The organism is Mesorhizobium sp. (assembly GCF_041661565.1).
Lineage (GTDB): Bacteria > Pseudomonadota > Alphaproteobacteria > Rhizobiales > Rhizobiaceae > Mesorhizobium.
The window spans coordinates 16,282-28,077 of the sequence record NZ_JBAZUD010000007.1 but is presented as its reverse complement, the minus strand read 5'-3'; the positions used below and the strand labels follow the sequence as shown (position 1 = coordinate 28,077).

11 protein-coding genes are annotated in these 11,796 nt (G+C 64.7%); 8 read left to right on the top strand and 3 right to left on the bottom strand.

Annotation, left to right across the window (positions count from 1 at the left end; all coding sequences use genetic code 11):
* Window positions 1–98 precede the first annotated feature (98 nt).
* The gene (locus WC739_RS02550; protein ID WP_372951438.1) at window positions 99–1,967 is read left to right on the top strand and encodes a hypothetical protein; all 1,869 of its coding nucleotides are present in this window, start codon (window positions 99–101) and stop codon (window positions 1,965–1,967) included.
* On the opposite strand, the gene WC739_RS02545 is transcribed toward WC739_RS02550, so the two are convergent.
* From WC739_RS02545 to WC739_RS02535, 3 genes are all read right to left on the bottom strand, one after another.
* Window positions 1,952–2,659 (bottom strand): SDR family NAD(P)-dependent oxidoreductase, encoded by a 708-nt coding sequence (locus WC739_RS02545; protein WP_372951436.1) that lies wholly within the window; start codon window positions 2,657–2,659, stop codon window positions 1,952–1,954. The two genes, WC739_RS02550 and WC739_RS02545, sit on opposite strands and share 16 nt — an antisense overlap.
* A gap of 233 nt (window positions 2,660–2,892) precedes the next feature.
* Window positions 2,893–4,494, bottom strand: a complete 1,602-nt coding sequence (locus WC739_RS02540) for a 5-guanidino-2-oxopentanoate decarboxylase (protein WP_372951435.1) — start codon at window positions 4,492–4,494, stop codon at window positions 2,893–2,895.
* The gene (locus WC739_RS02535) at window positions 4,491–5,339 is read right to left on the bottom strand and encodes a dimethylarginine dimethylaminohydrolase family protein (protein ID WP_372951481.1); all 849 of its coding nucleotides are present in this window, start codon (window positions 5,337–5,339) and stop codon (window positions 4,491–4,493) included. Before WC739_RS02535 ends, WC739_RS02540 begins: the two co-directional genes overlap by 4 nt.
* A 219-nt stretch (window positions 5,340–5,558) precedes the next feature.
* Here WC739_RS02535 and WC739_RS02530 point away from each other — a divergent pair, with 219 nt between their 5' ends.
* From WC739_RS02530 to WC739_RS02500, 7 genes are all read left to right on the top strand, one after another.
* A complete protein-coding gene (locus tag WC739_RS02530) occupies window positions 5,559–6,371 on the top strand; it encodes an ABC transporter ATP-binding protein (protein ID WP_372951480.1) in 813 nt (270 codons plus the stop codon).
* A gap of 54 nt (window positions 6,372–6,425) precedes the next feature.
* Window positions 6,426–7,223 carry a transporter substrate-binding domain-containing protein gene (locus tag WC739_RS02525; RefSeq protein ID WP_372951434.1) on the top strand — a complete coding sequence of 266 codons (798 nt, stop codon included), beginning with the start codon at window positions 6,426–6,428 and terminating at the stop codon, window positions 7,221–7,223.
* 160 nt (window positions 7,224–7,383) lie between these two features.
* Entirely contained in the window at window positions 7,384–8,097 is a 714-nt protein-coding gene (locus WC739_RS02520) for an ABC transporter permease (RefSeq protein ID WP_372951479.1), read from the top strand.
* Complete coding sequence (locus WC739_RS02515; protein WP_372951433.1) at window positions 8,097–8,906, top strand: ABC transporter permease; 810 nt, start codon at window positions 8,097–8,099, stop codon at window positions 8,904–8,906. The genes WC739_RS02520 and WC739_RS02515 overlap by 1 nt, the downstream gene beginning before the upstream one ends.
* A gap of 116 nt (window positions 8,907–9,022) precedes the next feature.
* Window positions 9,023–10,024, top strand: coding sequence for an Ldh family oxidoreductase (locus tag WC739_RS02510; RefSeq protein ID WP_372951432.1), 1,002 nt, complete (start codon window positions 9,023–9,025; stop codon window positions 10,022–10,024).
* Window positions 10,025–10,266: 242 nt separating this feature from the next.
* Window positions 10,267–10,548, top strand: coding sequence for a hypothetical protein (locus tag WC739_RS02505; protein WP_372951431.1), 282 nt, complete (start codon window positions 10,267–10,269; stop codon window positions 10,546–10,548).
* Window positions 10,549–10,780: 232 nt separating this feature from the next.
* Window positions 10,781–11,758 carry a complex I NDUFA9 subunit family protein gene (locus WC739_RS02500; RefSeq protein ID WP_372951430.1) on the top strand — a complete coding sequence of 326 codons (978 nt, stop codon included), beginning with the start codon at window positions 10,781–10,783 and terminating at the stop codon, window positions 11,756–11,758.
* The last annotated feature ends 38 nt before the right edge of the window (window positions 11,759–11,796 follow it).

Below are 11,796 nucleotides of genomic sequence, written 5' to 3'. Positions count from 1 at the left end.
CTCGACAAAACCCCGCCGGATCGCTCCGGCGGGGTTTTTCTTTACGGTAAGATAAACTTCCTCGCGTATTGGCCAATGGTCCGCGACGGAGACTTTTCATGCGCAATGGCGACGATCGTTCCACCAACGGATCGTCGTGGTTGCTACGCCTCTACATCAGGTCGCCGGCCTTTTTCTGCTATTGCGCAATGGCGATCCTGATGACCGTTCTGTGGTCCCTGGACGTCCGGCTCAATGGCGACGCGGACGACCTCCTGAAACTGCATGAAGTCCGTACCCTGCTTGAAACGGGCAACATCTTCGACCGGACGCTGCCCGGCATCGTCCAGCCAGAGCCCTATATTTCGCATTGGCCATGGATCGTGGACCTGCCCTATGTGGCCTTCGCGCGGCTGCTCGCGCCGTTGACCGGCCTCGAGCCGGCGCTGATGCTGGCAAGCTTAGCAGTTCCCCTGTTGCTGCTTGCGCCGGCGCTCTATTTCTACAATCGACTGGTGATCGCCATCGGCTTTGCCTATCCGGCCGTTGCGCTGCCGCTGGCTTTGATCTTTGCCGTGCGCACCTTTCTCGAGTACGCCCCGGGGCGGATCGACTATCACAATCTGCAAATATTGCTGCTGCTTGCGGCCTTGGTGTTTATGATGTCGCCGAGCCGCTTTTCAGCCTTCGTCAACGGGCTGCTGGCGGCCCTGGCAATTGCCGTCAGCGCCGAATTCGCGCCGTTCTATGGTCTCGTGATGGCAGTCTACGCCTTTGACTGGATCTTCGGCCACGAGGGCGGCGAAGACAGGATCGTCGCTTTTGGGCTGGCCTTGGCCATAGGCGCGATCGGTCTGTTCGCCGCAATCGTGCCGCCTTCAGCCTATGCCGCCGTCAGATGCGACACTTATTCGGTGCCTCATATGACGGCACTGGCCGCGGCCGGGCTTTCATTTGCCATCGTGCCTCTGCTTGTCGGCCGGCGCGGCGGATGGGCAGCGCGCGCGGCAATTCTGCTGGTGTTCGCGGCCGCCAGCCTGGCGGCGCTGGTGATGTTGTTTCCACAATGCCTGGGCGGCCCTTATGGCTCGCTCGACGCCTACGTTCGCGACAACATGCTCAACAGAATTCTCCAGGAATTGAGCCTGTTTCGGCGCCCTGATTTCGTTCTGTCGGCAAGCTTTCCCAGCATGGCGCTGCTTTTTGTCGGCGCGCTTGCCCCGGTTGTCGTCTGCCTCGATCCGCATGGCCGAAGCCGGCCCCGCATCATACTGGCACTGTTTTCGCTACTCGCGCTGGTGCTGGCGATCGACTATTTCCGCTACTTTCGCTATCTCCCGATTTTTTCCGCCATCGGCCTGGTCTTCGTGCTGGCGAGTTTCCTGCCGCGCGACGCCAGACTGGCCCGCTACCTGGACTCTCCCGTGCCGGTGGGATCGCGCAGATACGCGTTGATCGTCCCCGGTCTCGTCTTGTCTGCAGCCATGGTTCTATACCACCTGGCGGTGAGACCATCCGAGGCAGCGATTCCCGCTGCCGAGTTCGCCGACAGCTGCTATTTCAGTCATCTCGAGCCGCAACGGGGTTGGCCGGCAGGCGCCGTCGTTCTTGCGCCGCCATTGATCGGGTCGCATTTTGTCGCTCTTGCGCAAGGCCCGAAGGTCGTGACGATCCCCAACCACCCTTCGGCCCAAGGCATCGAACGGAGCTATCGCTTCCTCGATCCTGCTACCGCCGACCCGCGCGCGATTCTCGATGCCTCCAAGGCGACGCATGTTGCGATTTGCGCATGGCGCGGGCCGCCTTCGCCAGATCTGGCAACCGCCTATCCATTCGCTGCGGCGCTGATGGAGGGGCACCCGCCGGCATGGCTGAGGGAGTGCCCTACCGACGCGTCATCGCCGCTGCGAATCTACAGCTACCGCAATCCCGATGGATCGGACGCCGGCTGCCCCGCTTCGACGCTCTCCGCTCAGGCCCGGCCGTAGATCGGCACCAGCGTGCCGCTCATCGCCTGGTTGGCCGGCGAGGCGAGATAGGCGATGGCTTCGGCGGCCGCCTCGAGGCTGACCCATTTGGTGAAATCGGCATCGGGCATATCGGCGCGGTTGGCCGGCGTGTCCAGTGTCGACGGCGCCACGGCATTGACCAGGATGCCCTTGTGCTTCAGCTCCTCGGCCATCGCCACAGTCATCGCCGCCACTGCCGCCTTGCTGGCCGCGTAGGCGATCGCGCCGGCGCCCTTGCGTGGCTCCAACGCCGCCCGCGCGGCGATATTGACAATACGGCCGGCCGTGTCCGAAGCCAGCATCGAGCGCACCGCGGCGCGGCAGCACAGGAAGGCAGTGCGCGCGTTGGTGTCCATCATCTCGGCGAAGGATGCCGACTCGATCTTTTCCACCGGCGCCATGGCAAAGCCGCCGGCCAGATGGATCGACCCCCAGAGGCCCGGAACCTGGCTGTAGAATGCCTCGACCTTGGCAGGGTCCGAGAGATCGACATTGTGTGCCAGCATGACCCGGTCATGCGCGGCGAAGGGGAAATGGGCTGGCGCCGTGGCGTGGGCATTCGGCACGTGGCAGATCGCGCCCTCGCCCAGCAGCTTGCCGACGACCGCGCCGCCCAGCGCTCCGGTTCCGCCGGTCACGACGATATGCCTTCCCTGAAGTGTTTCCGTCATCCTTGGACCGCTCCTGATATTTTCTTATAATTATGTTGATTGCCGCGCCCGACGCGAAGCGTCGCGCCTTTTGCGCGATCACTCAACCGATATCTCGACATGGCAGCCGTCGCGTCTTTGCATGAGTAGGCCGCCGACAACAGCGACGCGCCGGCTCCATCGCTCGTCCCGGCCAGAAGCCAAGCCGGCGAAAGGCCGACGCATGCTGGCAAACCGACGCCCGGGCGGATGCCTCAATCGACGGTAATCTCGATGACGCGCGGCAATCCGGTTGCCCGCGCGTCCTGCAATGCCCGCGGCAACTCGCCGATGTCGCCAAGCCGCTGGGCGCCGATGCCGTAGGCTTCGGCCAGCTTGCAGAAATCCGGTGGCGCCGGCGACACGCCGACCGGCTCGACACCGACATCGAGCATCGAGGTTTCGATCTCGCGGTAGCCTCTGTTGTTCCAGACGACGAAAATGACCGCCGCCTGGGCATCGAGCGCGGCGCCCAGTTCCGACAGTGTGAACTGGAACCCGCCATCGCCGGTCAGGCAGACAACCGGCGCGTCTGGCATTGCAAGGGCCGCGCCGATCGCCGCCGGCGGGCCATAGCCAAGCGCACCGAAGCCGGTGGCGGCGTTGAACCAGCCGCCCGGACGGTCGTGGTCGTAATAGAGGTTGGCGGCATAGATCGGCTGCGTGGAATCGCCGACGATGATCGAGCCGGGCAGCGCATCCCGGATCATCTCGACGGCGCGCACCTGCGCCTGCATCACCGGAGCAAGTTCGGCAAAGGCGGCTTCGCGCGTCGCTGCCGCGCGTGCCGGGCCGCTCTCGCTGGCGGCAACCTGGCCGGTTTCCAGGAGCAACGCTTCAAGTGCCTCGCCACAATCGGCCTGGATGGCGACCGTCACGGGGCGGCGGGCAAGCTGGTCGGCGCCGATATCGATGCGGATCAGGTTGTCGGGCAGGACGAAACCGCCGTCGCTGTAGCCGTCATAGTCGGTCGGACCGAATTCGGTGCCGGCGGCGATGACCAGGTCGGCTTCGGCCATCAGCACCCGCACCGCTTTCAAGCTGGGACTGGTCGGCACGCAGAGCGGATGACCATGCAGCAGGCCGCGCGCATTGGCGGTCTGGATGACCGGCGCTCCCAGTCGCTCGGCCAGGCGCCTCAACGGGTGTTCGGCGCGCTTGGCGCCGCCTCCGGCCAGGATGACCGGACGGCGCGCGGCGGCGATGAGCCCGGCGGCGCTGGCGATCGCCGTGGCGTCCGGCTCTGGCGGCGCGGCGTTGCCCAACATGGCGGCGAGGCCTTGGCCTGTCTTGACCATGACGTCGGTCGGGATCTCGATATGCACCGGGCCGGGCCGCGACGATGAAAACAGCGCGAAGGCCCGCGCCAGCGCGCCGGGCAATTCGCCGGCCTCGGTGACGCGCGTCGAAAACAGCGCCACCTTCTCCATCATGCCGCGCTGGTCGGGCAGTTCGTGCAGATAGCCCAGGCCCTTGCCCAGGGTCGGCGTGGCGTTGACGCCCGATATCACCAGCATCGGCACCGAATCGGCGCGCGCCTGGCCCATGGCGGTGATCGCGTTGGTCAGTCCGGGTCCGGTGATGACGAAGGCGACGCCCGGCCTGCCGCTGGCGCGCGCATAGCCATCGGCCATGAAGCCGGCGCCCTGTTCGTGGCGGGGCGTGACGTGGCGGATTTTCGAGCGCGCCAGGCCCCGGTAGAGCTCAACCGTGTGCACGCCCGGAATGCCGAACACGGTATCGACGCCATGCGCCTCGAGCAGCGAAATGAGTGCCTCGCCGACGGTCGTCCCGGTGGTGGCCCGAGCGATTGTCATTGGCGCAGCACCGGTCGCGTCAGGCAGGTCGGGCCGCCCTCGCAGGCGATGCAGAGCGCGTCCGCCTCGAAGGTCGAAACCGTGCAGCCGGCCGCCCGCATGGCGGCCGCCGTCCGGGGAAAGCCGGCAACCGCGATGACCTGGCGCGGCGCTGTCGGCAGGACATTGAGGCTGAGCCCGTTGGACGCCATGAACTCGTCGGCGTCGCCCTCGACCAATCCGATGCCGCGCGCGCGCAGCATCTGGTAGAAGGCGGCGGGCAGAAGCGGCGCGTGGACCAGAGCCAGGTCGTCGGCGAGCGGACTGATCACCGACATCAGGTGCAGGCAGGCTTCCTCGCCTTGCCAGAGCGGCAGGTCGAAGCCAAGAACCGAAATGCCCTTGGGCGAGAGCAGGTCCGAGAGCTGCTGGATGCCAGCCTGATTGGTGCGCACGCCACGGCCGACAGCGAGCGTGGTCTTGTCGACCCAGACGCAGTCGCCGCCTTCCACCTGGCCGGGAGCCTCGATGCGGCCCAGGATGGGAACGCCCATGCTGATGTAGGCCGCCTCGTGCAGACCTGGTTCGGCGCGGCGCAGCGCCTTGCCCATCGAGAGAATGATCGCGCCCTGATCGGCCACCAGCGACGGATCATGGGTGAAGACGGAGTCGGCCAGGCCGTCATCGGCATCCGTCAACCATTCGATCTCGGCTCCCGAGGCCGCGACCATGGCGGTCAGTTGTTCATGCTGGACAGCGGCTTTCCGCGCATCGAAACCGGGGCCGTAGTGCCAATCCGGCGCCTTGGCATGACGCATGGCGCTGGTTGCGGAGCGCATGAGCACACGCTTCAACGGCCCGGCCATCGACTGCGACCCGTAAGCTCTGTCCAATGAACTCTCCTGAAAAGCCTCACCTGCCAATAGCCACTCGGCAAGCCATGATCAATGGTCCAAAAAAGCACGGTTGACGGAGGCAAGTGGAACGGTCCATCTTGAGAATGGGAACTCTGTCCAGTGACGGGTAATGGGTAAAAGATACCAGCAGCGATGGGCTCGACCGCTCCGTGGGGCGTCGAAGCCATGATGGCGTCAGGCGCCGCATCCGCATCGAAACACATGGCGCAAGAAGGCGCCGCCGAAGCCATCCATGTCGAGAACCTGCACAAGAAGTTCGGCGAGCTGCATGTGCTGAAGGGCGTCTCGCTGTCGGCGCGCGACGGCGAAGTGATCGCCATCATCGGCGGCTCGGGCTCGGGCAAGTCGACGCTGCTGCGCTGCATCAACTGCCTGGAGAACCCGACCAGCGGCGTCATCCGCGTCAATGGCGAAGAGATCAAGCTGAAGGCCGACAGCCACGGCCACACCGTTCCGGCCGACCGCAAGCAGATCGAACGCATTCGCTCCAAGCTCGGCATGGTGTTCCAGAATTTCAATCTGTGGAGCCACATGACGCTGATCGAGAACGTCATCGAGGTTCCGGTGCACGTGCTTGGCGTCAAGCGCGACGTGGCCATCGCCGAGGCCGAAAAGCTGCTCGCCCGTGTCGGCCTGGCCGAGAAACGCGACGTCTATCCGGCCTATCTTTCGGGCGGCCAGCAGCAGCGCGCCGCGATCGCGCGTGCACTGGCCATCAATCCGCGTGTCATGCTGTTCGACGAACCGACCTCCGCCCTCGACCCCGAACTGGTCGGCGAAGTGCTGAGGGTGATAGGCGACCTGGCGCGCGAGGGCCGCACCATGGTGCTGGTCACCCATGAGATGAAGTTCGCCCGCGAGGTCGCGACGCATGTCGTCTACCTCTACAACGGGCTGGTCGAGGAAGAAGGCCCGCCGGAGCAGATCTTCGGCGCGCCCAAATCCGAAAGGCTGAAACAGTTCATCCGCAACATCGGCTAGGAAGCGTCAGGGCGGAAGAAAACCGGGAACCAACAACAAACTGGGAGTCGTTACATGAAGACCGTTCTGAAGACATTCGCCGCAGCGCTGCTGCTTGGCGTCGCCGCCATGGGCGCGGCCAAGGCAGATCCGATCAAGATCGGCGTCGCCGCGGAGCCCTATCCGCCCTTCACCTCGCCGGATGCGTCCGGCAAATGGGTGGGCTGGGAGATCGAATTCATCGACGCGGTCTGCGCGGAGGAGAAACTCGACTGCGTCATCACCCCGGTTGCCTGGGACGGCATCATTCCGGCGCTGACAACCAAGAAGATCGACGTCATCGCCAGCTCGATGTCGATCACCGACGAGCGCAAGAAGACGATCGACTTCTCGGACAAGTATTACAACACGCCGACAGCTATTATCGGCCCGAAGGACCAGAAGTTCGGCGCGACGCCCGATGACCTCAAGGGCAAGGTGCTTGGCGTGCAGGTTTCGACCACGCACGCCGCCTATGCCAAGAAACACTTTGGCCCCACGGCTTCCGAGATCAAGGAATACCAGACCCAGGACGAGGCCAACCAGGATCTCGCCGCCGGCCGCCTCGACGCGGTGCAGGCGGATTCGATCGCGCTCGACGCGTTCCTGAAATCGGACCAGGGCAAGGCCTGTTGCGACCTGAAGGGCATGGTCGAGCCGGACGTGGAGATCCTCGGGCCCGGCGTTGGCGCCGGTGTGCGCAAGGAAGACACCGACCTGAAGGAAAAGATCAACGCCGGCATCAAGGCAATCCGCGCCAACGGCAAGTATGCCGAGATCACCAAGAAATACTTCGATTTCGATATCTTCGGTGCCGAGAACCAGGCGAACTGAAGGTCGCCGGCGCATGAACAAAAGCCGCACGGCCTCGCGCCGTGCGGTCTCGCCTGGCCTGTCCACGCACGCTTTCCGCTGAGCGGACCTGACGGCGGCTGACGCCAGCAATTCGGGGGCGACGCTGATCGACGCATTTCTCTCGGCCTCCGCGGCCGGCATCATCGACCTGCTTTCGCCCAGCCCGCCGGGCTGGGGCGGGGCTTTGCTGCTTGGGCTTCTCCATTCAATCGAGATCGCGCTCGGCGCCACGGTCCTGGGCCTGCTGATCGGCACCGGCGGCGCCTATGGCAAGCTTTATGGCGGCCCGGTGGTGCGCGACCTGCTTGCGGTCTACACCACGATCGTTCGCGCCGTGCCCGAACTGGTGCTGATCCTGCTGCTCTATTATGCCGGAACCGATCTCATCAACAAGGCACTGACGGCGATCGGCTATCAGCGCATCGACATTAGCGGCCTGGCGGCTGGCATCGCCGTGCTCGGCTTTGTCCAGGGTGCCTATTCGACGGAAGTGATCCGCGGGGCCATCCTTGCCATTCCGCAGGGGCAAATCGAAGCGGCCCGCGCCTACGGCATGTCTCCCGGCCTGCTGCTGCGGCGCATCACGCTGCCGGCGATGTTGCCCTTCGCCATACCGGGGCTTGCCAATCTCTGGCTGATCGCGACCAAGGACACCGCGCTGCTGGCGGTCGTCGGCTTCTACGAGCTGGCTCTGGCGACGCGTCAGGCGGCCGGCGTGACCAAGGCCTATTTCACCTTCTTCGTCGCGGCCGGCGTGCTCTACCTGCTGCTGTCGCTGCTATCGAACCTCCTCATCGGACGCGTCGAGGCCTGGTCGCGGCGCGGCATGCCTTCGCTGAAGGAGGCGCGCTGATGGCAAACGAGACGGCCATCATCAATGTTGCCGCGAGAACGTCACTGTGGCTGCAGCCGCACCGCATCGTGCTGATCCTGATCGCGATCGGTCTCGTTCTGTCGGCTGTGTTCTTCATGCGCTGGGACTGGCTGCCGCAATATTACGAGATGGGCCTGGCCGGCATCTGGCGCTCGCTATGGATCCTTGCCGTCACCTGCGTCCTGGGCTTTCTGCTCGCCGTGCCGCTCGGGCTGGCGCAGGCCACCGGATCCTTCTGGTTTGCGGCGCCCGCCAAGGCCTTTTGCACCGTCATCCGGGGCACGCCGCTGCTAATCCAGCTTTGGCTGCTCTATTACGGCCTCGGCTCGCTATTTCCGCAATATCCCTGGATCCGCGAATCCTGGATGTGGCCCTATCTGCGGCAAGCCTGGCCCTATGGCGTGGTGGCGCTGACCTTTTCCTTCGCCGGCTATGAGGGCGAGGTGATGCGCGGCGCCTTTGCCGGCGTGCCGAAGGGACAACTCGAGGCCGCGCGCGCCTTCGGCATGAGCCGCTGGAAGACCTTCCGGCGCATCTGGCTGCCGCAAGCCATCTACCGGGCGCTGCCGACGCTGACCGGCGAAACCGTCCTGCAGCTGAAGTCGACCCCGCTGGTGGCGACGATCAGCGTCATCGACATCTTCGCCGTCTCGTCCAAGGTGCGGCAGGACACCCTGCTGACCTACGAACCGCTGCTGCTGCTGGCGTTGATCTACATGACGATCACCGGCATCCTGGTCTTCGCCTTCGGCAGGATAGCGGCCCGGATTCCCAACAAAATTGGGTAGCAGCGAATAGCCAATAGCGAGTAGTTATCGGGGTCCGGGGACCGCGCGATAGCCGACAGCTCGCCATTACGCTATTCGCTATCCCCTATTCGCCACTCACTCAGGAACTTATCCCGATGCAACTCAGTCTCGACCAGGCAACAGGGCTATGCCGGATGGCGGCACTCGGCGCCGGCGCGAACGAGGAAGCGGCGCAATCGCTGACCGCTTCGATTATCGCAGCCGAGTCCGAGGGACTTGCGACCGTCGGGCTGTCGCATTTCATCGACTATCTCGAAGGGCTGGAAGCCGGCCGCATCGATGGCAACGCCGATCCCGTGATCACTCGGCCGGCGCTGGCGATCTATCTCTCCGACGCGCGCGGCGGGCTTGCGCATACCGGATTCGACCGCACCATCGACGACCTCGTCAAGACCGCGAAGCTGTTCGGCGTCGCCATCTTCTCGCAGAAGAATGCATATACGTGCGGCGCGCTTGGCTATTTCACCGGACGGCTGGCGGCGCAGGGAATGGTATCGTTCGCCGCGACCAACGGGCCTGCCGTGCTTGCCGGCTCGGGCTCGGTCAAGCCGGTCTATTGCACCAACCCGATGTCGTTTGCCGCGCCCGCCGCCGATGGCGCGCCGCTGGTCATCGACCAGTCGTCGAGCGCCACCGCTTTCGTCAACATCCGCAAGGCGGCGGAAGACGGCAAGACCATCCCCGAAGGCTGGGCGCTGGACGCCAGCGGCAACCCGACCACCGATCCGGCGGCCGCCATGAAGGGCGCCATGCTTGCCTTCGGCGGCCAGCGCGGCGCCAACATCGCGCTGATGGTCGAAGTGCTGGCGGCCGGCCTGTCGGGCGCCAACTGGTCGCTCGACGCGCCATGGTTCACCGGCGGGCCGGACAGCCCCGGAACCGGGCTGTTCGTGCTGGCGATCGAGCCCAAGCTGCTCGACCCGGACTTCGAACGGCGGATGAGGGACCAGCTCGACCGGCTGCGACGCCGCTTCGGCGTGCATGTGCCAGGACGGTCCCGTGCCGAAGCCGCGGAAAAGGCACAGGCGCGCGGCATCACCGCTTCCAAGGCGGTGGTGCAGCGCATTTCCGAATTCGCGGCGCGCTATTCGGCCTGAATAATCTTATTTATCAGATAGTTATGTGAACCCTGCCTGCGCCTTGCGTGGCAGGGCGCGATTTTTTGTGCGCGCCGCTGAACCTTTTTGCGCGTTGCGACGACCCAGCTTTGTCCAGGGCAAGGCGAGCTTGCCCGACCCACGCCGGGGGAAACAGCAAACCGAAAGCGAAAGCCTGTTTGATGCGAAGGATGTTCCCTTCGCGCCCCGGAAACTCGACCGAAACATAAAGGAAAATTGCCATGACCAACACCAAGATCACCATGCTCACCGCGGTTCTTCTTTTCGGCTCGTTCATGGGTGCCACCCAGGCGGCCAATTTGAAGGCAGCTCCGGTGAAACCGTCCGCACCCGGCGCCATCGCCGCTCCGAGCGGCGGCGCCACCGAGGATCATTATTGCAAGAACGGTCACGCAAAATTTGCCAGCTGCAGTGCCGATTTCATCGCGGCCTGCAAGAAGGTCGGTGGCACCATGTCGGATGTTCAGGGCTGGGGTGGGCGTACTTGCTTCACGCCCTCCTGATACCGTCTCAGGTCAGGCCGCTCCGTCGGCCCCTGGCTTCGCATGATGTCATCCGGAAAACCCCGCTTCGGCGGGGTTTTCTGCGTTTGAATTGCCAACGGGTCCTGCTCCGCACATTTTTGAAAATTGCCCTGCAAACAAGGGCGACAGCGACGACGCGTCGCCCTTTGCCTTTGGCGCGAAACGGATTATGAAACGGCTTCAGCCAAGCTTGCGAGCGCCGGAGCCAGCCATGACCGAAATCCTGCAGACCCCAAAGCTGGTCGTCGTCTTTGGCGGATCAGGCTTTGTCGGTCGCCATGTGGTGCGCGCCTTGGCCAAGCGCGGTTATCGCATCCGGGTGGCCTGCAGGCGGCCCGATCTTGCCGGCCACCTGCAGCCGCTCGGCAATGTCGGCCAGATCCAGCCGGTGCAAGCCAATGTGCGCATGCGCTGGTCGGTCGACCGCGCGGTGCAAGGCGCCGACCATGTCGTCAATCTGGTCGCCATTCTGCATCAGGGCGGGCGGCAGAGATTTGCCGCCGTGCACGAGTTCGGCGCACGCGCCGTGGCCGAAGCGGCCCGCTCGGTGGGTGCCGGCCTTACGCATGTTTCGGCGCTTGGCGCCGATGCGGAGTCCGAATCGGATTATGCGCGCACCAAGGCGCTTGGCGAAAAGGCCGTTCTCGATACGGTCGCGGACGCCGTCATCCTCCGGCCATCGGTCATTTTCGGACCCGAGGACGAATTCTTCAACCGCTTCGCCAACATGGCGCGCTACTCGCCGGTGCTGCCGCTGATCGGCGGCGGCCAGACCAAGTTCCAGCCGGTTTATGTCGGCGACGTCGCCGAAGCGGTGGCGCGTTCGGTCGACGGCAAGGTTGGCGGCGGCCAGATCTACGAGCTTGGCGGGCCGAAGGTGCTGACCTTCAAGGAGTGCATGGAGGAACTGCTCGAAGTGATCGAGCGCAAGCGCCTGCTGGTGCCGGTGCCGTGGTGGGTGGCCAACATCCAGGCCTCGATCCTCGGCCTGCTGCCCAATCCGCTGCTGACCAAGGACCAGGTGACGCAGCTGCGCGAGCACAACATCGTCTCGGACGCGGCGGTCAAGGCCAACCGGACGTTCGCCGGGCTGGGCATCCAGCCGCAATCGCTGGCGACGATCCTGCCGAGCTATCTCTGGCGCTTCCGCGCCGCCGGTCAGTTCCAGCAGCGCAAGCCCGTAGCATAAGTCCTAGGCGTGTTGAGATTCAGGTCAGGCCGAGCCGA